At 68.2% G+C, this 25,385-nt stretch carries 26 protein-coding genes; 14 read left to right on the forward strand and 12 right to left on the reverse strand.

Going from position 1 to position 25,385, the window contains the following annotated elements; genetic code table 11:
* Complete coding sequence (locus tag ACOZ4N_RS09760) at positions 1–324, reverse strand: transcription factor S (protein WP_424019734.1); 324 nt, start codon at positions 322–324, stop codon at positions 1–3.
* A 124-nt stretch (positions 325–448) separates the two neighbouring features.
* On the opposite strand from ACOZ4N_RS09760, the gene ACOZ4N_RS09765 reads away from it, so the two are divergent.
* Both ACOZ4N_RS09765 and ACOZ4N_RS09770 read left to right on the forward strand, forming a co-directional pair.
* Positions 449–1,741, forward strand: coding sequence for an MFS transporter (locus ACOZ4N_RS09765; RefSeq protein WP_424019735.1), 1,293 nt, complete (start codon positions 449–451; stop codon positions 1,739–1,741).
* Between the two features lie 61 nt (positions 1,742–1,802).
* Complete coding sequence (locus ACOZ4N_RS09770) at positions 1,803–2,348, forward strand: mechanosensitive ion channel domain-containing protein (protein ID WP_424019736.1); 546 nt, start codon at positions 1,803–1,805, stop codon at positions 2,346–2,348.
* A gap of 16 nt (positions 2,349–2,364) precedes the next feature.
* Here ACOZ4N_RS09770 and ACOZ4N_RS09775 read toward each other — a convergent pair whose 3' ends face one another.
* Entirely contained in the window at positions 2,365–3,258 is an 894-nt protein-coding gene (locus tag ACOZ4N_RS09775; RefSeq protein ID WP_424019737.1) for a DUF7139 domain-containing protein, read from the reverse strand.
* 60 nt (positions 3,259–3,318) lie between these two features.
* Positions 3,319–4,227 (reverse strand): DUF4352 domain-containing protein, encoded by a 909-nt coding sequence (locus ACOZ4N_RS09780; RefSeq protein ID WP_424019738.1) that lies wholly within the window; start codon positions 4,225–4,227, stop codon positions 3,319–3,321.
* Positions 4,228–4,390: 163 nt separating this feature from the next.
* Here ACOZ4N_RS09780 and ACOZ4N_RS09785 point away from each other — a divergent pair, with 163 nt between their 5' ends.
* Together ACOZ4N_RS09785 and ACOZ4N_RS09790 are read left to right on the forward strand one after the other, a co-directional pair.
* Positions 4,391–5,638, forward strand: coding sequence for an anion permease (locus ACOZ4N_RS09785; RefSeq protein ID WP_424019739.1), 1,248 nt, complete (start codon positions 4,391–4,393; stop codon positions 5,636–5,638).
* A gap of 36 nt (positions 5,639–5,674) precedes the next feature.
* Complete coding sequence (locus ACOZ4N_RS09790; RefSeq protein WP_424019740.1) at positions 5,675–6,088, forward strand: universal stress protein; 414 nt, start codon at positions 5,675–5,677, stop codon at positions 6,086–6,088.
* A 24-nt stretch (positions 6,089–6,112) separates the two neighbouring features.
* Here ACOZ4N_RS09790 and ACOZ4N_RS09795 read toward each other — a convergent pair whose 3' ends face one another.
* Positions 6,113–7,459: an alkaline phosphatase family protein gene (locus tag ACOZ4N_RS09795; protein ID WP_424019741.1), complete on the reverse strand. Its 1,347-nt coding sequence runs from the start codon at positions 7,457–7,459 to the stop codon at positions 6,113–6,115.
* A 616-nt stretch (positions 7,460–8,075) separates the two neighbouring features.
* Here ACOZ4N_RS09795 and ACOZ4N_RS09800 point away from each other — a divergent pair.
* Positions 8,076–9,359, forward strand: a complete 1,284-nt coding sequence (locus tag ACOZ4N_RS09800) for an ATP-grasp domain-containing protein (RefSeq protein ID WP_424019742.1) — start codon at positions 8,076–8,078, stop codon at positions 9,357–9,359.
* On the opposite strand, the gene ACOZ4N_RS09805 is transcribed toward ACOZ4N_RS09800, so the two are convergent.
* Positions 9,356–9,886, reverse strand: a complete 531-nt coding sequence (locus ACOZ4N_RS09805) for an inorganic diphosphatase (protein WP_424019743.1) — start codon at positions 9,884–9,886, stop codon at positions 9,356–9,358. The two genes, ACOZ4N_RS09800 and ACOZ4N_RS09805, sit on opposite strands and share 4 nt — an antisense overlap.
* Positions 9,887–10,209: 323 nt before the next feature.
* Here ACOZ4N_RS09805 and ACOZ4N_RS09810 point away from each other — a divergent pair, with 323 nt between their 5' ends.
* Positions 10,210–10,569 carry a PadR family transcriptional regulator gene (locus tag ACOZ4N_RS09810; protein ID WP_424019744.1) on the forward strand — a complete coding sequence of 120 codons (360 nt, stop codon included), beginning with the start codon at positions 10,210–10,212 and terminating at the stop codon, positions 10,567–10,569.
* Here ACOZ4N_RS09810 and ACOZ4N_RS09815 read toward each other — a convergent pair.
* The gene (locus ACOZ4N_RS09815; RefSeq protein ID WP_424019745.1) at positions 10,566–11,186 is read right to left on the reverse strand and encodes a DUF7108 family protein; all 621 of its coding nucleotides are present in this window, start codon (positions 11,184–11,186) and stop codon (positions 10,566–10,568) included. The two genes, ACOZ4N_RS09810 and ACOZ4N_RS09815, sit on opposite strands and share 4 nt — an antisense overlap.
* A complete protein-coding gene (gene rnhA, locus ACOZ4N_RS09820) occupies positions 11,179–11,772 on the reverse strand; it encodes a ribonuclease HI (protein ID WP_424019746.1) in 594 nt (197 codons plus the stop codon). Before rnhA ends, ACOZ4N_RS09815 begins: the two co-directional genes overlap by 8 nt.
* A gap of 192 nt (positions 11,773–11,964) precedes the next feature.
* Here rnhA and ACOZ4N_RS09825 point away from each other — a divergent pair, with 192 nt between their 5' ends.
* Positions 11,965–12,930, forward strand: coding sequence for a transcription initiation factor IIB (locus ACOZ4N_RS09825; RefSeq protein ID WP_424019747.1), 966 nt, complete (start codon positions 11,965–11,967; stop codon positions 12,928–12,930).
* Positions 12,931–13,001: 71 nt separating this feature from the next.
* Here ACOZ4N_RS09825 and ACOZ4N_RS09830 read toward each other — a convergent pair whose 3' ends face one another.
* Positions 13,002–14,690, reverse strand: a complete 1,689-nt coding sequence (locus tag ACOZ4N_RS09830; protein ID WP_424019748.1) for a histidine kinase N-terminal 7TM domain-containing protein — start codon at positions 14,688–14,690, stop codon at positions 13,002–13,004.
* Between the two features lie 131 nt (positions 14,691–14,821).
* On the opposite strand from ACOZ4N_RS09830, the gene nreA reads away from it, so the two are divergent.
* From nreA to ACOZ4N_RS09845, 3 genes are read left to right on the forward strand one after another with little or no spacing between them, the layout of a single operon-like run.
* The gene (nreA, locus tag ACOZ4N_RS09835; RefSeq protein WP_424019749.1) at positions 14,822–16,078 is read left to right on the forward strand and encodes a DNA repair protein NreA; all 1,257 of its coding nucleotides are present in this window, start codon (positions 14,822–14,824) and stop codon (positions 16,076–16,078) included.
* 44 nt (positions 16,079–16,122) lie between these two features.
* Positions 16,123–16,350: a hypothetical protein gene (locus ACOZ4N_RS09840; RefSeq protein WP_424019750.1), complete on the forward strand. Its 228-nt coding sequence runs from the start codon at positions 16,123–16,125 to the stop codon at positions 16,348–16,350.
* Between the two features lie 26 nt (positions 16,351–16,376).
* A complete protein-coding gene (locus ACOZ4N_RS09845) occupies positions 16,377–16,643 on the forward strand; it encodes a preprotein translocase subunit TatA (RefSeq protein ID WP_424019751.1) in 267 nt (88 codons plus the stop codon).
* On the opposite strand, the gene ACOZ4N_RS09850 is transcribed toward ACOZ4N_RS09845, so the two are convergent.
* From ACOZ4N_RS09850 to ACOZ4N_RS09865, 4 genes are all read right to left on the reverse strand, one after another.
* Positions 16,640–17,077 carry a DUF302 domain-containing protein gene (locus ACOZ4N_RS09850; RefSeq protein WP_424019752.1) on the reverse strand — a complete coding sequence of 146 codons (438 nt, stop codon included), beginning with the start codon at positions 17,075–17,077 and terminating at the stop codon, positions 16,640–16,642. The two genes, ACOZ4N_RS09845 and ACOZ4N_RS09850, sit on opposite strands and share 4 nt — an antisense overlap.
* Positions 17,078–17,134: 57 nt before the next feature.
* Positions 17,135–17,422 (reverse strand): DUF5789 family protein, encoded by a 288-nt coding sequence (locus ACOZ4N_RS09855; RefSeq protein ID WP_424019753.1) that lies wholly within the window; start codon positions 17,420–17,422, stop codon positions 17,135–17,137.
* Between the two features lie 81 nt (positions 17,423–17,503).
* Entirely contained in the window at positions 17,504–18,583 is a 1,080-nt protein-coding gene (locus tag ACOZ4N_RS09860; protein ID WP_424019754.1) for a tubulin/FtsZ family protein, read from the reverse strand.
* A gap of 47 nt (positions 18,584–18,630) precedes the next feature.
* Positions 18,631–20,445, reverse strand: a complete 1,815-nt coding sequence (locus ACOZ4N_RS09865) for a CARDB domain-containing protein (protein WP_424019755.1) — start codon at positions 20,443–20,445, stop codon at positions 18,631–18,633.
* A gap of 151 nt (positions 20,446–20,596) precedes the next feature.
* Here ACOZ4N_RS09865 and ACOZ4N_RS09870 point away from each other — a divergent pair, with 151 nt between their 5' ends.
* Genes ACOZ4N_RS09870 through ACOZ4N_RS09885 form a run of 4 tightly spaced genes read left to right on the forward strand, consistent with a single transcriptional unit; the run spans position 20,597 to position 25,375 of the window.
* Complete coding sequence (locus ACOZ4N_RS09870; RefSeq protein WP_424019756.1) at positions 20,597–21,196, forward strand: DUF7310 family coiled-coil domain-containing protein; 600 nt, start codon at positions 20,597–20,599, stop codon at positions 21,194–21,196.
* Entirely contained in the window at positions 21,196–21,690 is a 495-nt protein-coding gene (locus ACOZ4N_RS09875) for a DUF7311 family protein (protein WP_424019757.1), read from the forward strand. The genes ACOZ4N_RS09870 and ACOZ4N_RS09875 overlap by 1 nt, the downstream gene beginning before the upstream one ends.
* 26 nt (positions 21,691–21,716) lie before the next feature.
* Positions 21,717–23,624: an ATPase, T2SS/T4P/T4SS family gene (locus ACOZ4N_RS09880; RefSeq protein ID WP_424019758.1), complete on the forward strand. Its 1,908-nt coding sequence runs from the start codon at positions 21,717–21,719 to the stop codon at positions 23,622–23,624.
* Positions 23,621–25,375: a type II secretion system protein gene (locus tag ACOZ4N_RS09885; protein ID WP_424019759.1), complete on the forward strand. Its 1,755-nt coding sequence runs from the start codon at positions 23,621–23,623 to the stop codon at positions 25,373–25,375. The genes ACOZ4N_RS09880 and ACOZ4N_RS09885 overlap by 4 nt, the downstream gene beginning before the upstream one ends.
* Positions 25,376–25,385 lie beyond the last annotated feature (10 nt).

A 25,385-nucleotide genomic window follows, 5' to 3' on the forward strand; every position in this document is an offset into this window, starting at 1 on the left:
TCAGTGATCGTCCTCACGCCACTTGTGTTCACACTCGGTACATGTGAAGAATCGCGTCTCGCTCTCGTCGGCGGCGCGGATCTGCTTCATCTCCCAGAACGCGCGGTCGTTGCCACACTCGGGGCACTGCGCGCCGGTGGTCGGACCCATGTCCTCGGCGTCGACCTCCGAGGTGTCGATGACCTCGCTCTCCTCCTGGGACTGAGTGGAGGTCATCGCCGCTTCCTTCTCGGCGTCGCGAGGCGTCTCGTACCCACAGCTCCCGCAGATCCACATTCCGTCGTCGGTTTTCATCATCGAGCCGCACTCGTCACAGAACTCCATGTTAGCTACCAGTTACAGGATGCCCCCCTAAAACCCCCTCGGATCACACAGGTGTCCGGACGGGTGCGGGACCGCGAACCCGGATCACAACGATCATACGAGGAGCGCCCTCGTGTGTGGACAGATGTTCGGGACGGATCGTCGGGTGCTGGTGCTCGCGCTGGCGCGGATGGCCGACGCGGTGGCCAACTCCTTTCTGATCGTCGTCCTGCCGCTGTTCATCGCCAGCGGCGGCGTCGACATCACGGGACTGGTCGGCTCGACGGTGCCGGTCGTCGGCCTCCTCGTCACCGAGGAACTCCTGATCGGCGTCGTCCTCTCGCTCTTTGGCCTGCTCAACAGCTTCGGGCAACCGTTCACCGGCCGGCTCTCCGACCGGACCGGCAAGCGGAAACTGTACGTCCTGCTGGGGCTGGCGTTGCTGGCGGTCGCGTCGCTCGGGTACCTCTACACCGACGACTACACCGTCATCGTCGGCCTCCGGATGTTGCAGGGCGTCGGTGCGGCCTTCACGATCCCCTGTACCATCGCGCTGGTGAACGAACTCGCGACCGAGACCAGCCGCGGCGGGAACTTCGGCGTGTTCAACACCTTCCGCCTGCTCGGGTTCGGGTTCGGCCCGGTCGTCGCCGGGACGGTCGTCGAGGCGGGTCCCTACCGGTTCCCGGTCGTCGGCGGGCTCTCGGGGTTCGACGCGGCCTTCCTCGTCGCCGTCGTCGGTGCGCTGGTGAGTTTCGGGCTGGTGAGTCTCCTGGTCTCGGACCCCGAGGAGACGAACGCGACCGCTGGCGAGGAACTCGGCCTCGCCGTCAGGGACCCGAACGGCCGACACCTGCTCGATCCGGTCTTCGCCATCGCGGTCGCGACGCTGTGTCTCTCGGTGGGGATCGCGCTCTTTGCCACCCTCCAGGGCCGGATCAACGCCCGGCTCGGGCAGGCACCGGTCCTCTTTGGCCTCCAGTTCGCCGCGGTCGTCATCGCCAACGTCGTCTTCCAGATCCCCATCGGCCGGGCCAGCGACCGGTACGGTCGTCGCCCCTTCCTGCTGGTCGGGTCGGCCCTGCTCGCGCCCGCGGTTCTCGCGCAGGGGCTCGTGACCACGCCAGTGGGCATGCTCGCCGCCCGGACGCTCCACGGCGTCGCGGTCGGGATGGTGTACGCGCCGGGGCTGGCGCTGGCCGGCGACCTCACCGGCGAGGGCCAGTCCGGGACCCAGCTCTCCCTGCTGACCATGGCGTTCGGTCTCGGGACGGCGCTCGGGCCACTCGTGTCGGGCTACCTCGTCCGCTTTGGCTTCGTCGTCCCCTTCGCGTTCGGCGGCGCACTCGGCCTGGTGGCGCTGGGGCTGGTCTACACACAGGTCGAGGAGACGCTCCCGGACGCCGGTGGGTCGGCCGAGGCGGTCCCGCAGGACTGACCCCGCTGCGTCGAGCGCCATCGGGACAACCACTATCACCGTGCCGTCGCTCGACAGGGGCGTGAGCCAGAGCGCCCAACTCTCGGAACTGGTACTCGGGTCGTTCGAGGAGTTCGTCGCCGGTCTCGTCGGTGCGATCCCCCAGTTGCTCGGGGGGCTCGTCTTCTTCGGCCTCGCGTACGTCGGCATCAGGATCGTGACGGCCGTCCTCCGGTCGCTCCTGACGAGAACGACGCCGACGGAACAGGGACTCGTCGTCGATCTGGTCGTCCTCGTCGTCGGCATCTTCCTGTGGTTCGGGGCCGGCCTCGCATTGCTGAAGATCGTCGGGCTCGGCGACCTCGCGGCGAGTCTCGGGACCGCCGTCGGATTCCTCGCACTCGGCGTCTCCTACGCCCTCTCGGACATGATCGAGGATACCGTCGCCGGCGTCTACCTGCTCCGGGACCCCGACTTCAACCCCGGCGACACCGTGACGATGAGCGCGGGGTCCGGCGTCGTCGTCGAGATCGGGCTCCGCAAGAGTCGGTTCGAACTCGACGGCGGTGACCGGCTCGTGGTGGCCAACCGTGACGTGGAGAAAAAGTGGACCAAAGAGACGGCGTGACCGCGGGCGTCGGCGGTCAGTTGTTGGCCTGCCAGTCGTCGCAGGCTTCCATGTCGTTCATGACCTCGGTGTGGAGGGTGCAGGCGGGCCGGATCTCGCCGTCGACCCGGACGTACTGGAAGTGCTCGCAGTTGCCACAGTAGGCGTCGGGTTGACCGCGGGTCTCGGCGGCCTCGACCACCTCGTCGGGCACCGGTTCGGCGTCGTCCATCCCGCCCTGCTGAGCGGCCGCGCCGCCGTCGCTCGCGGCGGTCTGGCCGCCTGTGGGAGTGTGTGTCTCCTCGCGGGCGTAGAGTACGTCACCGTCCTCGTCCCGGTTGGTCTGGGTCTGGACCTCACCGTCGGGGTTCTGACCGAACAGGCCGATCCCGCCCAGCCCGGGGACGGACCCGGAGACTTCGAGGATGCGGGTCGTCCCTTCGTCGGTCACTTCCATGCGGACCGTGCCGCCGGGGTCGGTGCGGGTCTTGAAGTTGGCGACGGCGACGAACAGACACCAGAACAGCGTGATCGTCCCGAGGAAGTAGACGACGACCACGGGCAGGGTGAGGCCCGGGCCGCTCCCGGAGCCGACCCACTGGTAGGGGTAGGCCTCCCGGAAGAGGACGACGCCGAACACCGAGAGGCTCGCGCCGATGACGGCCGCCGCGCGGGCGCGCCGTGAGGCGGGGAGGACGGCGAAGCTCCCGAGGAAGGCCGCCGGCAACCCCAGCCCCGCGAGGACGCCGGCCAGTTCCCGCGCGCCGAAGGTCGTGAGGCCGAACTGGTCGGCCAGCCCGGTCGTCGCGACGACGATGGCGGCGACGACCATCACTGCCCCGAGACCGAACAGCGACAGCCCGAGGAATCGCCGGCGTCGGCCCGCGACACCGCCGACACCGCCGTCGTAGACGTCCGTCAGGTTTGCCATGCGGGGCGGTACGTGACCAGTCCACAAAACAACCCGTCAGACACGCGGCAGACGGCCCGGTCAGTATCCCCGGAGCGTCTCGACTTTGATCGGGACGTAGTGGTTGTCGCCCTCTATCTTCGGGCCGTCCGGTGAGACTCTGAGGTGGTATTGATGGTCCGCATCGACCGAGTACACCAGCGTGCCGCTGGCTTCTTCACCGGGTTCGAGACGGATGTCGTTCTCGTAGATGTGAAACACGTCGTTGTCGACGCCCGGGTCGTACCCGACGATATCCGCCCGGAAGCTCGGAGAGTACACGTCGTTGTGGTCTGCGGTGACGAGTGCGACGACGCCCCCGCTCCGCCCCTCGACCATGACCGAATCGTTGCCGACGTTCTCGAAGGTCACGGACACGAGGAGAAACACCTGGTCGGTGGGCGTCACGGGCGTCGAGTCGCCGACGGGGTCGGCACCCAGAAGCGCCCGCGCGCCGGTGACGTTGGCCCGGATCTTCCCGTCTTCGTGTGCGTTCACGACGAACGACTCGTTCATCTCGTGGGTGACGTTCCCGCGTTCGGCAGGCTCGTCCAGCTCCGCGGCGACCAGCCACATCGAGGACGCCGCCGCGACGAGGACGACGACTGCAACGACTGGCTCGCGGAGTTCGACGCCCCCGCGCCGTCGTAGTTGCGCCCGAAGCGGCGGGAGCGCGAGCAGACCCGCACCGACGGCGAGCGCGCCGGGTAGCGGTAACTTGAGCGCGGTGACGAGGCCGAACAGGAGCAAGAAGACGCTCACGATCCAGATCACAAGCCGCCGCGCCGAAACGTCGATCCGCAGTCGCCGTCGCGTCGGCGGGAAGACGTACAGCCCCAGCAACAGGATGCCGACGCCGACCGGCGGTGCGCCGATCAGCGAGAGCGCGCCGAGTGCGAGCACCAGTAGTCCGCCGACGTATGCCAGCCCTTCCTTGAGGTTCCAGCGCACGGGCCAAGGTGGCGTATCCGGCGACTAAAAGGCTGTTACTCGGTATCTGCTCGGTTCGCGCGGCGAACGGCCGTCTATTGCTCCGCTTTCGATCCAGCGCTGGCCGTCGACAGACCGAAGGCCCGGGGGATGGAACCCCACGTCACTGAGGACGAATTTCAGCATGGTCTCGACACTTCTCGTCGTCGGCCTGCTCGTCGCAGCGTTCGTCGGCTACAACATCGGCGGCTCGTCGACCGGGGTGGCGTTCGGCCCGGCGGTCGGCAGTCGGATCGTCAGGAAGACGACGGCGGCGGCGCTGTTCACGGGGTTTGCCTTCGCCGGCGCGTGGACCGTCGGGCGCAACGTCATCGACACGATGAGCAACGGGATCGTCCCCGCCTCGCAGTTCACGGCCACCGCCAGCGTCGGCGTCCTCTTTTTCGCCGGCCTCGCCCTGCTCATCTCGAACATCTACGGCGTCCCCGCGTCCACGTCGATGACGGCCGTCGGGGCCATCGTCGGGCTGGGGCTGGCGACGGACACGCTCAACGCGGCGCTGATGTTCACCATCGTCTCGGCGTGGATCGTCGCCCCCCTGATCGGGTTCGCCATCGGCGGCGTCATCGGCCGGTACCTCTATCCCCACCTGGACGCCAGACTCTCCTTCGGGCGGATGCGCGACCCGCTGATCCAGCTCGACCGGTCGGGGACGGTCCCGCGACTCGGACTCAACGACAACGCCTCGCGGCGGGACCTCGTGGGCTCGGTCCTCGTCCTCCTGATCGCCTGCTACATGGGCTTTTCCGCGGGGGCCTCGAACGCCGCGAACGCCGTCGCGCCGCTCGTGGGGAACGGCTCGATCACCATCGAGCAGGGGATCTTGCTGGCGGTGGGAACCATCGGTCTCGGCGGGTTCACCATCGCCCGGCGCACGCTGGCCACCGTCGGCGACGACATCACCGACCTGCCCATTCTGGCGGCGCTGATCGTCTCGCTCGTCGGCGCGACGATCATCACCGTCCTCTCGCAACTCGGCATCCCGGCGAGCCTCGCGGTGAGTACCACCTGCTGTATCATCGGGCTGGGCTGGGGCCGGGCCAGCCGAACCGCGACGCTCGCGGAACTGGCGACCCCGAAGCCCCCGGGCGAAGGGGAGACCGAACTGGCGACCGGCTCGCTGACCGCGTCACCGGCCGCCGAGGAAGGTGCCGGGCCGACGGTCGGGGAACTCGCGACCGGTGAGGCCGAAGCGCCGACGGAACCCCCGGAGGAGGTCGAGGTTCCCGGGATCGGGAAAGAAGAACCCGAGGAAGTCACCGCCGAGAGCCTGTTCGATCCGGCGGCTACGGCCAGAATCGTCACGCTGTGGATCCTCTCGCCCGTGCTGTCGGTCGTCGGCTCCTACCTCCTGTTCGCGCTCGTTCTGTGACCCAACACGTTTGTCGGCGTCCGTCGTATGGCGAGTATGCACGTTCTCGTTCCCATGGACGACTCCGAGATGGCCGAACGGGCGCTCGAATACGCACTCGACGTGTACGACGACGCCGAGATCACCGTCCTGACCGTCGTCGGCGAACCCTCGTTCATGTGGGGCGAGGCCGCGTCGATAGCCCTGGCCGACGACATGGAGGCGGCGGCCGAGGAACACGGTCAGGCGGTCGCGGACCGGGCTGGCGAAATCGCGGCCGACCACGACACCGAGGTGGACGTGACGATCCGGACCGGCCATCCGGCACGGGCGATCCTCGACGCCGACGCCGACTTCGACGCCATCGTCCTCGGGAGTCACGGGGGATCGGTGGCCGACCGGCTGATGGTCGGCAACGTCGCGGAGACGGTGTTCCGCCGGGCGTCGGTGCCGGTGACGGTCGTCCGGTGAGAACGGCGACGGAGCCCGGACGCGTCAGGACAACAGCGTCGAGCCGTCGAAGGCCGTCCGGTCGTACTCGATGTCGAGCAGGTCCATCAGCGTCGGCGCGATGTCCAGCAGGTCGGCGTCCTCGATGCGCGCGTCGGGGTCGTCGACGAACAGGCAGGCGTTGTCGAAGCTGTGCATGCCGTTGCGCGGTCCCTTCCCGAACACGTCGTCGTCGCCCTTGAACCCGGACTTCAGGTCGAAGCCGTGGTTCGGAACGACCACGAGGTCCGGCGCGATGTCGTCGTGATCGCCCCGGAAGGCGTCTTCCCGGGTGACCACGCGGTCGGCGACCTTCCGGCCGTCCGGGCCTTCCAGCGCCTCGAGTTCGGCCTTGAGTTCGTCTCGGACTGCCTCGTACTCGTCCTCGGGGACGCTCCCGCGAGGCTCGCGGTCTTCGAGGTTGATGTAGAAGCGACCGGGGATCAGCGAGTAGGCCTTGCTGTCCTCGGCGATGTCGCCCAGCTCGTCGTGATCGTCGTCCTCGTAGCTGAGCCAGCCGTTCTGGGCGAGCCACTCGTTGCAGTGGACCTCGTAGTTCAGCGTGGTGAAGCCGTGGTCGGAGGCGACGACCATCGTCACGTCGTCGGGGAGGAGTTCCCGCATCTCACCGAGGTACCGGTCGACTTTCCGGTAGAATTCGAGGAACTCCTCTTTGTACTCGCCGTCTTGCTCGTAGTCCTCGAACAGGAAGTGGTTGACACGGTCGGTCGTCATGTAGACGCCGAAAAACAGGTCCCAGTCGTCCTGCTCGATGTAGTTTTTGAACGCCTCGTGGTTGCGGTCGATGGTCTCGTGGGCGTCCTCGATGAAGTCGGACTTGTCGTCGTCGTGTCCGAGCTTCGCGTTGACGTCGATGCGGTAGTCGATGTCGTCGAGGTAGTCCCGGAGGTCGTCGGGGTACGCCGCCTTGTCGATGCCGGGCGAGAGAAAGCCCGAGACCATCCGCTGCACGTCACGCTGGGGCGGGAACGTGACGGGGACGTTCATCACCGTCGCCTGCCGGTCGGCGTCGTGGACGCGGTCCCAGATCCGGGTGGCCTGTACGTCCCGACCCATCGGGACGTACGTGTCGTAGGACCCCACTTCCCGGTCCTGGAAGCCGTAGACGCCGGTTTCGCCGGGGTTGACGCCGGTCGTCAGCGACGGCCAACAGGCGCTCGATTCGGGGGGCACGATACTGTCGATGGCCCCCGCGCTACCCTCCTCCGCGAGTGCGGCGAGGTTCTCGAACTCGTCGAAATGCTCCGCGAGCATGCTGTACGGAACCCCGTCGATGCCGAAGAAGGCGACACGGGGACCGTCGTCGCCACGAAGCCGGTCGAACAGACCCATACCGCTCGTTACCGGGAGCGGGCACAAGAAGCTTCTTTTCGCGGTGGAATATCGGCGGCCGTCCGGGACACCGGCAAAACCTGTCCTTACTCCCGCTCGATGTCGTCGCCCGACGGCTCCGCACCGGACTCGAAGTTCTCGGGGACCACCGTCACGTGAAACATACCGACGGACTGTCGTTCGGTCGCCATCACACCCGGACGTACGACCGCTGTACCCAAATAATTACCCATAATCATAATACATCCGGTGGCGGGTCGTGGATAACTGTGAGGTATGGTGGGAACCAGTAGTCGGTGGTGGGTGAGGGTCCGTCGGATCGGGCCGCGCCCGACGACCGGTCCGGCGGCGAGGTGGCTGTCCGGTGCTGGCGTCTGTTTCCGGTTTCCCTTGCCGGAAGCTCGGGTAGGTTGCACGGTGGAGGCCGATACCGCAGGCTTTCGGCCAGTCGTCCCGGAGTGGCCCGACGCCACCGTTCCCTGTCGTGGTCGCTCGACCGACAACTCAGCCGTAGAACGGTCGTAATACCGTCCTGTCGCCGGAGCGGGCGGAGCGGCTGGCCACACCTCGGACAAAACGGAGCAATACTAATCCGGGTCGCTGTCGGGGGGAGGGTATGGCCACAGGCAGCGCGCTGGTGTTGACCACCCAGAAACAGAGCGGACTCGCTATCGTCCGGTCGCTGGGCCGTCGGGGTGTCCCGGTCGTCGCCGGTGGCCCGTCGGCACCCACGCTGGGGATGCTCTCCCGGTTCAGCGACGGCCGATACGTCCACCCCGATCCGGAAGCGGGCGCACAGCGCTTTCTCGACGACCTGCTCGCGTATCTCGACGACGCGGACCACGACTACGTGTTCGGGCCGACCGACTGGATGACCTCGCTGCTCGCCAAACACCGCGCGGAGGTCGAGGCGACCGGAACCCGTCCGGCGGTCGAAGACTGGGAGACCTTCGAGCGGGTGTTCGACAAGGGGCGGCTGTTCGATCACCTGGCCGACGTGGACGTGCCGTGTCCGGAGACCCACACTCCCGAAAGCGTCGACGACGTGGCGTCCATCGCGCCCGACCTGTCCTATCCCGTGGTGGTCAAACCGCGGAGCAAGACCTACTGGGACGACGAGGGTCGGTACGCCACGTATCTCGTCGACGACCGGAACTACGCGGGGTCGCCGGCGGAACTGCGCGACACCTACCGGTCGCTGTTGGCCGCCGAGCCGAAGCTCCGGGAGTGGCCCCCGATCGTCCAGGAGTACGTCCCCGGCGAGACGACGACGACGGTCGTGCTGGCCGACGACGGCGAGGTGCGGGCACACTTTCAGGAACGGCGACTCCGGACCGTCCCGCCGTCGGGCGGGAGTTCCGCGCTGTTGGGCGTCGTCGACGACCGACGAATGTACCGGTACGCCGAGCGCGTGATCGGGGCGTTCGACTGGACCGGGCCCGCACAGGTCGAGTTCATGGAACGGCCCGACGGCGAGTACGTCCTCATCGAGGTCAACGGTCGCTACTGGGGGTCGCTCCCCTTCGCGATCAACTGTGGCGTCGACTTCCCGTGGCTCCACTACCGACAGCTCCGTGGCGAGTCCGTCCGCCACGACGGCGACTACCGGACCGACGTGATCCAGCGGCGGACGCGCCAGGATCTAGAGTGGCTCGGCCACCAGCTCGCCGAGCGCAACTACCGGGCGCTGGGCCCGTTCCTCGCGGACATCGTGCGTGCCGATCACACGTTCGTCTCGCTCCGGGACCCGCTGCCGACGCTGTGGACGTTGGGGCAGGTCCCGGGCACACTCCTGAGCGCGGGATCGGGGGCCGTCGACACGGACGAGGCGGCTGACGAGCGCCGGACGCGTGGCTCGGCGGCCCGTGACGGACGAAAGAACGCGGGAGAACCGGGTTAGAAGTTCTCCTCGTAGAGGTCCATCGCGTGTTCGATGGCGTCCTTGGCGGCCTGCTTGTCCTCCCAGCCCTGCGTCTCGACTTCTTTGCCTTCCTCGAGGTTCTTGTAGGTCGCGAAGAACTCGTCGATCTCGTCGAGTTGCTGCTGGGGGATGTCCGAGAGGTTCTGGATGTGATCGAAGCGCGGGTCCTCGGTGGGGACGGCGATGACCTTGTCGTCCTGTTCGCCGTCGTCGTCCATCTTCATCAGGGCGACCGGCCGGGCTTCGATGATACAGCCGGGGAACGTCTGATCCTCGACGAGGACGAGCACGTCGAAGGGGTCCTCGTCGTCGTAGTAGGACTGCGGGATGAACCCGTAGTCGGAGGGGTAGTGGACGTTGCTGTGGAGCACCCGGTCCAGCACCACGCCGGGAACGTCCTTGTCGTACTCGTACTTGTTGCGCTCGCCTTTCAGGCACTCGACGACCGCGTAGATCTCTTCGGGCGGGTTCGGCCCGGTTTCGAGGTCTTCCCAGAGGTTCGTCATCACCTGCCCGTGCGACAGCGGGCCAAAAAGTACTTTCGTAATCCGTGTCGAACGGTAGACGAGCGCCGGTTCTCCGTCGGCGACCGACCGCTCCGCCGCGCGCGAGCGAATCCGCGTGGACCGGGCCGCCCCGTCATCACTGGCTTGTATCGTGTACGAATAAGAAATCAGACATAAGAACGTCTGAAACACCCCACCAGCGTACAACAATATTCATTCCGACACGAATCTGCAAGGAGAAATCACACTACACTGGCCTCAAATCCGAAGGAACGTCGTTCGAGTTAACAAGCGTTAAATGCCTTGGTGACATTTAGCTAAGCATGTCAGAGTCACAAACTGTGGAGGCAGACCTGGAGGTCGCGCGCGAACTCACGGCGTTTCAGCGGAACATTCTGGTCATTCTGAGTGAGGAACCCCGGTACGGTCTCGCTATCAAGCGAGAACTCGAGGCCTACTACGACTCGGAGGTCAACCACGGGCGGCTCTACCCCAACCTCGACGACCTCGTCGAGATGGGGCTCGTCGAGAAGAGCGAACTCGACAAGCGGACCAACCAGTACTCGCTGACCGAGGCCGGGCACGACGTACTCCTCGACCAGCTCTCCTGGATGTTCGGCCGGTTCGTCACGGACGACAGTCGGGCCGACGAACTGGAAGCGCTCATCGACGAACAGCGCTAGAAGGATTCGGCGACGTCGAGCGTAAGCGCGACCGAGCGGTCGATCCGGTCACGCTGTTTCTCGCTTGGCCACGCGTTGCGCGGGAAGTATTCGGTCACGAACTCCTCTATTTCGTCGTCGGTCGCTGAGTCGATGGGCTTGGCGTAGTGGTTGTGCATGAACTCGGCCAGCGCCGCGGCGTTCTCGCCGTGGACCGCGCCGTGTTCCTCGGCGACGGCGTCGGCGATGGCGCGATTGCGTTCCGCGACGGCGTCCCAGTCCTCGCCGTCACCGGGTCCGCCCAGCGGTCGTTCGATACCCCGGTCCACGTCCTCGACGGCGTCCATCTGGACCACGCCGTCGTCGAGCCACTCCTCGGGGTGAAGCACCAGCGTGTCGTGGGCGTCGTCCTCGCGGACACGGGCGGTGAACCCGTACTCGGCGAGCAGGTCGGCCCGTCGCTCCCGGTAGGCCGCCGCTTCCCCCTCGTCGACGGCCTCCCGTGCGAGCCGCGTCAGCCGTTCGACTTCGTCGAGTACGTCCTGTGGGACCTCGGTGGACGCCTCGGCGGCCTCGGCAGTCTCCTCGTCCAGTCGCGCGACCGGCGCGTCCTCGGGGTCGGGTGTCTCGTCAGTCATCGTCGAGTGCGTCGTTTGCAAGTTCGTCGGCGCGTTCGTTTATCTCCCGCGGTACGTGGGTCAGCGTCCAGTCGTCGAACCCCGCCAGCAGTTCCCGGACCGTCACCCGATGTTCGCGCAGTTCCGGGTCGTTGGCGTCGTACTCCCCGCGGACCTGCTTGACGATCAGCTCGGAATCGCCCCGCACCTCGACGGTGTCGAACCCGAAGTCCCGGGCGACTTCCAGCGCCTTCGTCAGCGCCTCGTACTCGGCCTGGTTGTTGGTGGCCCGCCCGATCCGCTCGCCGCCCTCGGTGACGATGCCGTCGTCCGTGACGATCACCCAGCCGACCGCCGCCGGGCCGGGATTGCCGCGGCAGGCCCCGTCGAAGTAGACGTGTGCGCGCCCACTCCCCTCCCGGAGCAGCGACTCGATGGTCTCGGGTGACTCGCCCTGCACGACGACCTTGTCGTCGTAGGCGACGGCCGTGGCACCCCCGTGAGTGGCCCGCCAGCGTTCGTGTTCCGTGTTCCCCTCGTCGACGTCGACACCGGCGTCGGCCAGCCGCTCGCGGGCCTCGGCCACGTCACACTCGATGACCGGCATTGAAGTCCACTCACCAGTGCCCGGGCTTACCGTTTGTGGTCGCCACCGAGCGGCGGCAAGCATCCATCCGATGCAGAGATGGGCGAAATCAATCGGTAGCGGCCCGGAGAGAGTGTCTGACGCACGCAGCACGAACCATAAAGTATTTGTCCAAGAGTTTAAGTCGCCCCGTGTTACTACTATAAAAGTGCGATGACACGGTCCACCCGTCAGCGGGAGCGCGAGCGCGAGGCCGAGACCGAATCAACAGATCAGGAGGGGGTACGTGCCTGTCCGGAGTGTAACTCGGACAACCTGGTCAAAGACGCCGACCGTGGCGAACTGATATGCGACGACTGTGGGCTGGTCGTCGAGGAGGAGAACATCGACCCCGGGCCGGAGTGGCGGGCGTTCAACCACCAGGAGCGACAGGAGAAATCCCGGGTCGGTGCCCCGACGACCAAGACGATGCACGACAAGGGGCTGACGACCACCATCGACTGGAAGGACAAGGACGCCTACGGGCGCTCGATCTCCTCGAAAAAGCGGAGCCAGATGCACCGCCTGCGGAAGTGGCAGGAACGCATCCGAACCAAAGACGCCGGCGAGCGCAACCTCCAGTTCGCACTGTCCGAGATCGACCGCATGGCCTCCGCACTCGGCGTGCCCCGGTCGGTCCGGGAGGTCGCCTCGGTCATCTATCGGCGAGCGCTGAGCGAAGACCTCATCCGTGGCCGCTCCATCGAGGGCGTCGCCACGTCGGCGCTGTACGCGGCCTGTCGGAAGGAAGGCATCCCGCGAAGTCTGGAGGAAATTTCGGAGGTCTCCCGGGTCGAGCGAAAGGAGATCGGCCGAACCTACCGATACATCAGCCAGGAACTCGGTCTGGAGATGGAACCGGTCGACCCGAAAAAGTACGTCCCGCGCTTTTGCTCCGAACTCGATCTCAGCGAGGAAGTCCAGTCCAAGGCCAACGAGATCATCGAGACCACCGCCGAGAAGGGACTGCTTTCCGGGAAGTCGCCGACCGGTTACGCGGCCGCCGCCATCTACGCCGCTTCCCTGCTCTGTAACGAGAAGAAGACCCAGCGCGAGGTCGCGGACGTGGCCCAGGTCACCGAGGTCACCATCAGGAACCGCTACCAGGAACAGATCGAAGCGATGGGCATCCACAGTTGACCGCCCGTTCTCCTCGTTTTCGCCGGCCGGGAGCGACGGCTTCGGGTCGGACGGGCCCGCGGTGAACGATCTCAGTCGAGCCCGGTGCTACCGGTCGTCGGCAGTCGGATCGAGACCGTCGTCCCGGACTGGCCAACGTCGAAGGCCACGTCGCCGCCCAGCAGCGTCACGCCCCAGTGGATGAGCCACAGGCCGACGCCGCTGCCGTGGTCGAGTGCGGTCTCGCCGCCGTCCTCGATCACGCGGCGCTCGTGTTCGGGGATGCCGGGGCCGTCGTCGCGGACCCGGATCCGGAGCGAGTCGGGGTCGCTGTCGTCCGCGGTGACGCTGACCTGCGGTTCGCCGTCGTTGTGTTCGATGGCGTTCTCCAGCACGCTCGTGAACACGAGCGTCAGGACCTCGGGATCGGTATGGAGTGTCAGGGACTCGCGAACGTCGAGGTCGACCTCGGCGTCGGGGTGGCTCGCTCGCACGTCGCGGATCACGTCGTCGAGCACGTCGCGCAGGCCGACGGAGTGGTAGCTCACGTCTTCGAGCGCCTGTGCGGCCCAGCGGGCCTTCTCGCCGAGGTCGACGAGTTCGTCGGAGATGTCCTCGATGGTCGCCGCGCGGTCGCGCCGCTCCGGGTCGGTCAGCGTGAGTTCCAGTTCCTGGGCGTGGAGCTGGACGACGTTCAGGTCGTTACGGAGGTTGTGCCGGAGGATGCGGTTCAACACTTCCAGACGCTGTTTGCGCTGAATTTCGGCCGTCACGTCCTGCATGATGACGGTGTAGCCGCCGTGGAGGCCGCTTTTCGTCTCGAACGGCGAGAAGACGAGTTTGAACGTCTGTCGCTCGCCGCCGACGAGCAGGTCGACCCGCTGTTCGCCGGCGTCCATCGCCAGGTCGTGCCCGAGCAGGTCACCCAGCCGTCGGCCCAGCGCCGCGTCGGGGTCGACGTCGAACATCCGGACGGCGGTGGAGTTGGCGTCGATGACCCGCCCGTCGTCGGCGACGATGAACACGGGACTCCCGAGTTCGTCCAGCGCCGCCCGTTCGCCGGCCCGGCGGAGACCGGGTGGCAACTCGAACATGTCTCGGCCGAACAGGGCGTACACGTCCAGCGCGAGGTGGGGCAGGAAGGAGAGCGCGACGAGATTCAACTGCGGGTAGGGGCCGATTCCGAGCAGCCAGATGAGGCTCGCGACGACCGGGAACAGGGGCGTCACCGCGATGGCGATGGCCTGCCGGCGGTACGAGGGGCCGTAGCTGGCGACGGTCTCGACGAGCATGACGATCCCGATACCGACGACGAGGTAAGTGACGCCGGCGACGGCGAACAACAGCGGTTCCTTGTCGTACAGGACCGTCGCGGCCCCGAAGGCCGGGGCGAGTCGGAAGTCCGTCCACAGCAACTGGTGGATCGGATTCGAGAGGATCAGGGCCGTCCCGATCCCCTGGGCGACGACGAGACCGCGCACCCACCAGCTATGCAGGAGGTGAGCGCGACCGGTGTACGTGAGCGCGAAACAGAGAAAGAACACGGCCGTCCAGACGAGACTGGTGAGCGCGGCCATCTCGAACAGGAGTCGGACGCCCCGGTCGAACACCAGCAGTGACGCGCCGAACGCGAACGTCGTCGCCGCCATGAGAACGACCACCCCGGCCCACAGCTGTGCCCCGGGCCGCGAGCGGAACGACCAGACCGGCCCCAGCAGTCCCAGAATCGCCAGGCCGGTCCCGAAGTGGGCGATGGCGAGCCAGGAGACCCCCAGGGGCATGTCTGTGGATGGAGATTACACAGACCCTTAATCCTAGTCTCGTTTCACACCCGTCGAAACGGGCGATTGGCCCAGGCGTCGACGGCGGGCACGGGACAGATTGATACGCCCGAGCCGCCAAGTGCGCGCAGATGCGGCTCGACGAGTTCATCGAGGACTTCCAGCGGGACGAATCGGCCGACCTGCGCCGGCTGGCCGAGGAGAAGTCCTACGCGATCACCGAGTACCTGGACGACGTGGAGCGCCAGCTCGACGAGACCGTCCAGGGCGACGCCCTCTTTGGGTCGACGGCCCCCTCGATCTTCGTCGGCCGGTCGAACTACCCCGACGTGTCGACCGGCCTGCTCTCGCCGGTGGCCGGCCCCGAGACCGACCCGACCGACTACGTGACCAGCGGCGAGTGGTACCAGCAGGGCTACTCCATCGACGACGTGTTCCAGCGCCGGACGGGCCTGCTGAACTCGACCCGATCCGCCAGCGTGAACGTCGAGGACGTGTGGGACGGCTTCGTCGGCGTCCAGCGCGAGGTCGCCATCGCCGACGAGCCCGTCGACGTGGAGATCGGTCTCGACGGCCAGCCCGACCTGGACGTGGACCTGGACGACATCGGCGCACCGCGCGGGCCCCGGGCCCGCGCTCGCGACGCCGAACTCGCGGAGAACCCCTCGGTCCCGCTGGAGGTCGAGAAGACGCTCGAAGACGACGACTGGCGGGCCGACGGCGCGATGACCTACCTCTATCGGCGGGGGTTCGACGTGTACGAGATCAACAAGATCCTCTCGGCCGGTGCGCTTGGACAGGGCGCGAACCGCCGGCTGGTCCCGACCCGCTGGTCGATCACCGCCGTCGACGACACCGTCGGCCAGTACCTCCGGGGCACCATTCGCAACGCCAGCTCCATCGACACGACCGAGGTCCGGGTCAACGAGTACATGGGCAACACCTACTGGGTGATCATGACGCCCGGGCAGTGGGAGTTCGAACTCGTGGAGCTGAAAGCGCCCGGGAGCATCTGGAACCCCGACCCCGACGCGGGCATGTACATGGCCGCCGACAGCGAGGGCTACGAGGGCCGCACCGACTACGTCGACGAGACCTCCGGCGCGTACTACGCCACTCGGCTCGCCGTCCTCGAACACCTGCAGGAACGCGGCCGACAGGCCAAGGTCCTCGTGGTCCGGCACGCCTCCCCCGAGTACTGGGCCCCCGTCGGCGTCTGGCAGATCCGCGAAGGGGTTCGCCACGCCTTCGAGCAAGAGGTGGGGGAAGCCGAGAGCTTCCGGGACGCCCTCACCGAACTCGCGCCACACTTCCCCGTCTCGCTGGCCCAGCTCCGCCGGAAGTCCGAGATGGTCTCGGGATTGCAGGCACAGATCTCGGACTTTTGAGCCGAGACCGCCAGCGCTTTTGTCGGCAGATGTGAAGGTCCGCCATGGCCCTGTCCGTCCCCGGCTTGCCCGAACTCCTCGTCTTGCTCGCAGTCTTCCTGCTCAACGTCGCCTTCCTGCTCGGCGTGATCGTCCTCGGCGTTCGGATGGCGCTCGCGTTCGGGGATCATCCCGAGTCCGAGGAGATCCAGAAGCGGGTCGCACTGCTGGAGCGGAAGGTCGACCGACTGGAAGCCCAACTGGACGCCGAATCCGACGACCCGACAGAGTGAAGCGCCCGCCGGGAGTACCGGCGCGCATGGTCGCGTTCCCGTCGGTTCCGTCGCTGACAGCCCTCTCCGCCGGTCCGCTGGTCGTCCCGGGCGTTCCGGGTGCGCCCGAGCTGTTCGTGATCCTGTTGATCGCGATCCTCCTCTTTGGCCTCCCGCTGGTACTCGTCGCCGGCGGGTACTTCTATCTCCGCCGGGACGAGAGCATCGAGGAACTGGAGCAACGCATCGCCGACCTCGAAGCCGAACAGACCGGAGACAGTCAGGCCACCGGGACGGACGACGAGCAGTCCTAGAGGTTCTCGAAGGCCTCGTCGACGAGTTCGCCCGTCGTCGCGACGATGTCGGCCCATTCCTCGTCGTCCTCGGCCAGGCCGAGCAGGCGGGCGACGCGCATGATCGAGAGGTGGTAGACCGCCTGTCGGCCGGGTTCGACCTCGCGGACGACGACGTTACACGGCATCAGTCCGCCGAGTTCGATGCACTCGTCGAGCGCCCGGTCGGCCACCTCCGGGTTGCAGGCCCCGAGGACGTAGTAGGGGTCGCGGTCGGCACCGATCTTCTCGGCCAGCAGGTCGGAGACGGAGAACTCGACGGCGACGCCAAAGCCGGCGTCGGCGAATGTCTCGCGCGTGTGTTCGATAGCCTCGTCGTGGTCCATCGAAAGCGTGGCTCGTTTCTCGCCGATATCGCCGGACTCGATCAGAGTTGGGTCTACGGGTAGCGTCATCGTCGAATACCAATCGTCGGCGGGAGAAAAAGGTACCTCGGCCGCGCGAGCGCGCCGTCACTCGGCGGTCGGGACGGGGCCGGTGCCGACGACCTCGCGGACCTCCTCCTCGAACTCCTGGCGGCGCTGGAAGTAGGTCTCCTCGACCTCGTCGAGCACGTCGCCGAGTTCGCGGGGGCCGTCGGGCGTCCGGATGGTCGTGTCGCCCTCGCGCTGCTGGATGTAGCTCTTTTTCGCGCCCCACATCAGTCGCGCCGAGACCTGCGCCAGCGGCACGCCCTCGACCGGCTCACCGTCGCCGAGTTCGACGGCGGGCCCCTCGTCTTCGGATTCGTCCTCAGCCATGGGCGTCACTTCTCGGGGGCGCTGATTAGTTGTTTCGAAGCCCCCCGAGACGAACGCCGCCGCGGAAAACCGTCGCCCGGCCTACATCAGATCGTCGAGTTCGTCGTTCTGGAAGGCCTCTCTGGCGTTCTCCTGGGGTTCCTCCTGCTGTTTGCTGGCCTCGCGGGCCCGGTCCATGAACTCCTGGACGCGCTGGGAGCGTTCGACGCCGCCCAGCAGGACGAGCGCGGCGATGCGTTCGCTGGACAGGGGGAAGTCGCCACCCCGGACTTCGAGACTGCCGGTCTCCTCTTCGAGCCACTTGCGGGCGCGTTCGACGCCTTTGCGGGCGATCCGGTCGGGGTGACCGGCGATCACGAGGAGGGCTTTGTCGGCCTCGACGGCCTGCGGGAGGGACGTACCGGTGAGGAGGGCTTTCCGCGCGGTGGAGGTGATGGCGTTGATGTTCTCGCCGGCGTCCTCGTCGGCCAGCGCGGAGGCGTACCCCAGCGAGGCGATGCCGCCGTTCTTGAGCGTGTTGATGATCTCGCTGGAGTCGACGACGGACTCGCCGACGCCCTCGACGATCTCGCCGGCCGCCAGCAACAGGCCGACGCGTTCCGCGATGCGGTCGTTGATCGCCGCGAAGCCCTCCTCGATGCTCTCGTCGGAAGTCTTCCAGGCGTCGTTGTCGATGACGAGGACGGAGTCGGCCTCTCTGGTGAAGGTCTTGAGCGACCGGCCCGCGTTGGCCTGGTAGATCGCGCCCTCGTCGCGGCCGGGAAGGACCGCGAGGCCGTAGATCGGCATCGTGTAGACGCGCTTGAGTTCGCGGGCGAGCATGGGCGCGCCGCCGCTCCCGGTACCCCCGCCGAGGCCGGCGACGACGAAGACGGCGTCGGCCTCGCTGGTGACACGGCCGTCGAGTTCGTCCATGACCTCGGTGGCTTCGGCCTGCATAATCTCGGCCCCGAGTTCGTTGTCGCCACCGACGCCGTGTCCTTTCACCCGGTCCTGCCCGATCAGCATCGTGTCGATGTCGAGATTCTGGAGGTCCGCACGCGCCGTGTTAACCGCGAAGGCACCCTGAACCGCCTCGAATCCGCGGTCGTAGTCGAATTCCGCGAGGGCCTGCGCGATCTTCCCTCCTGCTTGTCCGACACCAATCAGGACGACTTTCATATCATCACCAATGTGAGTCCGACTAATCAAAGGTGGGGGCGGACCGACTACCGCTTCAGATCGAGATCGAAGTCGAAGACCAGCTCGTTGCGCCCCGCCTCGGCCGGAATCCCGAGTTCGGCGTTGATCTGCTTGCTGATGTTGATGTACCCGTAGACTTCGCCACAGTCCTTGGCACTCCCGACGGCGAAGTCGTTGGAGACGACGGTGGTCTCGTTGGCGTCGTTCAACCGCATGCCCGAGACGAGGTCGGTCGACGGGATCGGCGATTTCGGCTCGTAGCTCTTCTCCGTCGAGAGCCGCAGCGGGACGTTCGGGATGTGGCAGGTGTCGTCCGAGATCGGGTCACCGCGTTGCACCCACGGGACCCCGACGTTGTCGACGTTCCAGACGGTGACGTTGATCTCGGCAGTGCCCTGGCCGGTGATCTCACCCGTCGACAGATCGAACGTGCCGGTCACGCCGTCGGTCGTCGTGATGTTGGCGGCGTAGTAGGCGGCCCCGACCGCCGTGTCGGTGATCGACCCGGTGACCCGCGAGGTCTGGAACTCACCCTCCCAGGTGTCGGTCTCCTCCGAGACGTTGCCGGTCAGGACGATGCACGGATCGACAGGCAGGTAGTCCGGGTGTTGCTGGACGTACTCGTCGGTCGGCTGGAAGTTCCGACACTCGGTGAAGTCGATCACGAACGAGTCGTTGCCGATCCCGGTGTGCAGATACCCGGTCTCGCCTTCCACGTATCCCCTGAACGACGACGGGCGGAAGGGCAACACCTTCCCGCCGTCGCCGCCGTCGGACTCGTTCGCCACGCGCACGCTCGTCGTGGCGGTGTCGTTTGCGGTCGTGACTGTCGCGGTGTACTCGCCCGCATCACCTGACTGTGGTGTCCACGACAGCGTGACCTGCTGGCTGGCACCCCCGGCCAGCGTCACCGACTGACTGTCGCGCTGTGACCCGGCCACGTCGAGGGTGACCGTCTGCGTCGCTTCCCGCCCGCCCACGTTCTCGACCGTCGCGGTCACGTCGAGGGCGTCGGTCACGTCGACCGGCGAGTTGCTGGAGAGGGGCCCGACCCGGAAGTCGGCCGGAGTGGCCGTCGGTGCCGGCTCGACGGTTATCGGGACCTGTGCGCTCCGGTTCGCGGTGGCGACCGTGGCGGTGTACTCGCCCGCGTCGCCGAGCTGTGGCGTCCACGACAGGGAGACGGTGGTACTCGCCCCCGCGGCGAGATCGACCTGCCGGCTGTCCGCGGCCTGGCCGTCGACGGTGAGTTCCACAGTCCCCGTTCCGTCCCCGGAACCGGTGTTCTCGACGGTCGCGACGACGGTGAGCGTCTCCGTCTCGTTGACCGGGGAATTCGTGTCCGTGACCGTCGGCACCAGAACCACGCTGGCCTGTCCGTCACCGGTGTCGTCGTCGCCGTCGTCGGGTTCGCCGTCGCCGTCGTCACCGAAGTCGAACGACGGTGCGTCGTCGCCGTCCGTGCCACCGAAGGAAGGGGTGTCGTCGCCGTCACCGAACCCGAACGTCGGCGCGTCACCGTCACCGCCGCCGAAGCTGAAGCCCGGTTCGCCGGCCCCACTCCCGAAGCTGAAGCCCGGTTCGTCGCCCCCGCCTCCGAAGCTGAAGCCCGGCTCGTCCAGGTCGTCACCGCCGAAATCGAAGTCTGGACTCCCGTCGGCGAACTCGAAACCGACCGACGAGTCGGGACCGGCGTCGAAGTCGAACTGTCGTTCCGTACTGTCGGCGTCGCCGTCGTCGACCTGTGCGACCGCCGTGCCGATTCCGGCGGTCGCGACGAGCGCGGCCGCGAACAGCGTCACCAACGTGACCGTTACCGTGTGGATGTCTGTGTCGTGCATGGCTGGTAAGTCCCCGCGAGAGCGCCTCGCGTGGGTCGGACCCCGCACCGAGCGGTTTGTTACTATCGCTGTAGCGCGTAACTAACACCGAACCAGGTATTCAATCTTGGGACCCAAGCGTTGAAATACCGGTACGGGACCAGCCACGATCATGGACGAAGACGACGTGGAAGCACGGCTCGAAGCGGTCGAACGGGCGCTCGCCGACGGGGAGACGGACCTGGCGGCGGTCGCCGAGGCCGCCGAACGCGAGCGCGAACTCGACGACCTCCGGGCGCGGGTCGAGGACCTCGAATCCCAGCTCACGGACCTGGCTGCCAGCGTCCAGGCCGTGCGCGGGTACGTCGGCAACGTCCGAACCGTCAACCGCGACGTGGAGCGCCGGGCCGACACCGCCCTCGCCAAGGTCGAAGAACTGGAGCGTCACGGGACCGACCGCGACCGCCGGTATCCGCACGAAGACGCCGATAGAGCGAACCAGCGCGATGGCCAGTCACGAGTCGACGGGAGCGACGACGACCCGCCCGAATCACCCGGAGAGATCGCACGTCGGATCACCGGTCGAGACGAGAGCACCCGGGGACGACGAGCACCGCGTGACGGGAGCGGTCGTGACGGTGTGAGACGACAGCCAGACGGATCTGAGCGGCGGGCGCATCCACGGGATCGGAGCGATACCGCACCCGGAACGGGACGGCGCGACGACGAGGACGGGGACGGCTTCCTCTCCGGATTGCGTGACGCGCTCTGATGCTCCGAGTGGTCGTGGCGGTCGTTCTCGCGTCGGCACTGCTCGCGGCCAGTCTACCGGGGATCGACCTTGCGGCCCGTGAGCGCAGTGAGGCGACGCTCACGGCCGAGGCCGACCGGCTCCGGACGGCCATCGCCGACCTCCGGCACCGCGAGAGCGCGGTGGGCGACGGTGCCGGTGCGCGCCGGATCGTCTCGGTCGGGATTCCGGCACGTGCCCGGACGGACGCAGGCGTGGCGGCGCTCGCGCTCGGCGGCGTCCCGGGGCAGGCGCGTGCGGCCAGGGGATCAGCCGTCGATCTCGCGTGGCGGGTCCACGGCGGCGAGGTCAGGACGCGGCGACTCCCCGGCGTCCGGGTCGTCCACTGCCGAGACGGGCGTGTCCGCGACGAGCCGCTGGTTCTGGACTCCCCGGGCGAATACCGGATCGCGCTGACGCGCATCGAACGCGACGGCGAGCGACTGATCGCGGTCCGGCGGCTCCCCGAGGTTTAAATCCGGGAACGGGACGAGCGACGCCCATGGGAGTACTCAGTCGCGTCCGCAACGGAGACGAGGAGTCGGGCTGTCGCTGTACGCCGTCGTTCGACGGCGACCGGCTAGTGATCGACGCCGGCGACTGTCCGGGCGGAGGACGGCTCGCGACCGAACCGGCCTGTCGGGCCGCGGTCGTCGACGCCCTCTGCGAGCGGGACGCCGAAGTGATCTGTACCCGGTCCGCGGGAGTCGAGCGAGCCTACGAGGGGACGGCGGCAGCCGCGCTCGTTGCCACCGGTCGATTCGCCGACGCGGCCGCGTTCCACGACGAAGCCATCGCCGACCGGGCACGCCGCGATCCGCTCGGGGCTGCCCGGGCCGCCACGGGGCGGGCGGGGGCGGTCGCGACGCTGGCGGCCGAGACCGGGCTGGCCGAAGTGGCCGCACAGGCCGACGGATACGAGGACCTGCTGGCCCCCGCGGTCGGGCCGACTATCAGCCGGTCGCGGGTGCGACTCCAGCCGCCCACGACGGCCAGGTTCGCGTCGCGACGGGACTTGGAGACGGGCGCAGTCGCTCGGATCTACGCGGAACCGGACCGTGAGCGCCGGCGCTACCATCTCGAACCGGTCGAACACGGGTTCGGTCGGGCAGCGACCGAACGGCTGGTCACGGCCTACGACCGGCTGGCCAGCGGTGCGGTGACCGGCGGCGAGCGTGCGCCGGGTCGCGCGGTCCGGCGCGTGGTCGACGACGAGTCCACGCTGGACGCGACCGTCGGAGACCTGGAGCGCGTCCTCGAAAAACACACGCAGGGCCACGGCGTCCTCACCGATCTGTTCGCCGACGAGCGAGTCACGGACGTGTTCGTGACGGCACCGGCGGCGAGCAATCGGCTCCGCGTCCGCGTCGACGGCGAGACGTTGACGACGAACGTCCGGCTCACCGAGGGCGGTATCGAGGCACTGGCCTCGCGGTTCCGACGCGAGAGCGGGCGGGCCTTCTCGCGGGCCAGTCCGGCGCTCGACGCGACGGCGACGGTCGCCGACCGGCGCGTCCGGGTCGCCGGCGTCACCGAACCAGTCAGCGATGGGATCGCCTTCACATTCCGCGCCCACGAGCGGCAAGCGTGGACGCTCCCGGCCCTGATCGACAACGGGACGCTCACCGCGAACGCGGCCGCGTTGCTCTCGCTGGCCGTCGAGCGCGATGCCGCGACCCTGCTGGCCGGGACCCGCGGTGCCGGGAAGACCACGATGCTCGGTGCCCTGCTGTGGGAACTGCCCGCCGACACGAGGACCGTCGTCATCGAGGATACGCCCGAATTACCGGTCGGGCAGTTACAGGACGCCGGCCGGGACGTGCAGTCGCTCCGGACCGGAAACGAAGACGGCGGCGCACTCGCCCCGGCCGAAGCGCTCCGGACTGCGCTCAGACTCGGCGAGGGCGCACTGGTCGTCGGCGAGGTCCGCGGCGAGGAGGCGGGCGTCCTCTACGAGGCGATGCGGGTCGGTGCGAACGGGAGCGCGGTGCTGGGAACGATCCACGGCGACGGCGGCGCGGCCGTCCGCGAGCGCGTCGTCACCGACCTGGGCGTCCCGGAGTCCTCTTTCGGCGCGACCGACCTGCTGGTGACGCTGGAACCCTACGAGTCGCCGACCGGCCGGGCCCGGCGGGTCAAGCGGATCGAGGAAGTCGTCACCGCCGACGGCGTCGGCTTCGAGTCGCTGTTCGAGCTGGACTCCGGAGAGCTGCGGCCGACCGGTCGGATCGAGCGCGGGAACAGCCGGCTGGTCGACGGCCTCGCAGGCTCGACGGAGGACTACGCGACAGTCAGGCGGCAACTGCAGGACCGAACCGACTGGCTGGCCGGCCTCGCCGACGGCGGCCGGACCGATCCGGAGACGATCCGGCAGGCCCACGCCCGACGACGAGCGGGGCATCCAGCATGACGGTCGCAATCGAGCGAGTCGTCCGACTGCTCGCACGGTGCTACCCGTGGCCGGCCGAGGGGAGCGCCGACCTCGACCGGGCGCTCGGGTTCATCGGCTCGGACCTGTCCCCCGAAACCGTCGTCCGTGCGGGGTACGGGGCCGCGCTACTGTGTGTCCCCGTGGTCGTCCTCGCGAGTGTCGTCGCACCGGCAGGGACGGCACCGCTCGTCCTCGGCTGTGGTGGGGCGGGCGCGCTGGCCGCCGTCCACGCGGTCCACAGCGCACCCCACGCGCTCGCGACGGCGCGGCGGACACGCGCGCTCGGGGAAGCGCCGGCGCTGGTGAGCCGGGCCGTCCTCCGGATGCGGGTGACGCCGGCGACGGAGACGGCGGCGGCCTTCGCGGCCGAGACCGGGCAGGGACCGCTCGCGGACAGCCTCGGCGAGCACGTGCGCCGCGCCGCCGGGTCGGCGGGGTCGGGCTTTCCCTCGTTCACGGCCGAGTGGGACGAGTGGTTCCCGGCCCTGCGGCGCGCGCTCCTGCTCGTCGAGTCCGCCGGCACCGCGCCCGAGGGGGAGCGCGAACGCGCCCTCGACCGCGGGATGACAGCGGTACTCGACGGTACTCGCGACCGGATGGCGGAGTTCGCCTCGGGCCTGCAGGGGCCGGCCACGGGGCTGTACGCCTTCGGCGTCTTGCTCCCGCTGGCGCTGGTCGCGATGTTGCCCGCGGTCCGGACGGCGGGCGCGTCCGTCCCGCTCGCGGCCGTCGTCGCACTCTACGACCTCGCACTGCCGGCCGTCCTCGTGGCCGCGAGCGCGTGGCTCCTGGTCCGCCGGCCGGTCACCTTCCCGCCGCCGTCGGTCGGGCGGGACCATCCGGACGTGCCGAGTCGACGGTGGCCAGCGCTGGCCGCTGGACTCGCGGCCGGCGCGACCGGGTGGGTCCTGGCCAGCAGGCTCGTCGCGCCGTGGACGGGCCCCCTCGCGGCCGTCGGTGCTGGCTGTGGTGCGGCACTCGTGGTCTCCTACCGGCCGATCACCGCCGTCCGTGAGCGCGTCCGGGCGGTCGAGGACGGCCTCGCCGACGCCCTCTACCAGATCGGGCGGCGCGTGGAGGAGGGCGAAGCCGTCGAGCGCGCCGTCGCGACCGCCGCCGAGGAGGTGACCGACCCGACCGGCGCGGTCCTGCGAGAGGCCGCCCAGCGCCAGCGCCGGCTCAAAGTCGGTGTCCGCGAGGCGTTCCTCGGCGAACACGGCGCGCTGGCCGACGTTCCGAGCCCACGTGCGCGGAGTACCGCCACGCTCCTGGCGCTGGCCGCCAGCGAAGGCCAGCCCGCGGGCCGCGCAATCGTCGCGATGGCCGACAACGTCGAGGAACTCGCGGCGGTCGAGCGCGACGCACGCCACGAGATCGGGACGGTAACCGGCACGCTGGCCAACACCGCCGCGCTGTTCGGGCCGCTGGTCGCGGGCGCGACCGTCGCGCTGGCCGCCGGGATGGACGCGAGCGGGACGTTCGCGGTCGGGGCCGCGGGAGCCTCGGGGACGGCGGGCACAGCGGGAGCGGCGTCCGGGCCGTCGACGGCCGGCCTCGGACTGGCCGTCGGCGCGTACGCGCTCGTCCTCGCGGCGATCCTGACGACGCTCTCGACTGGGCTGGCCCACGGTCTCGACCGCGCGCTGGTCGGCTACCGCGTCGGGTGGGCACTGCTCGTCGCGACCGCGACCTACCTGGCCGCGATCCACGCCGTGGGGCTGTTCGTCTGAACCCTTAAGT

It is taken from the genome of Halorientalis pallida (assembly GCF_049605515.1).
Classification (GTDB): Archaea; Halobacteriota; Halobacteria; order Halobacteriales; family Haloarculaceae; genus Halorientalis; species Halorientalis pallida_A.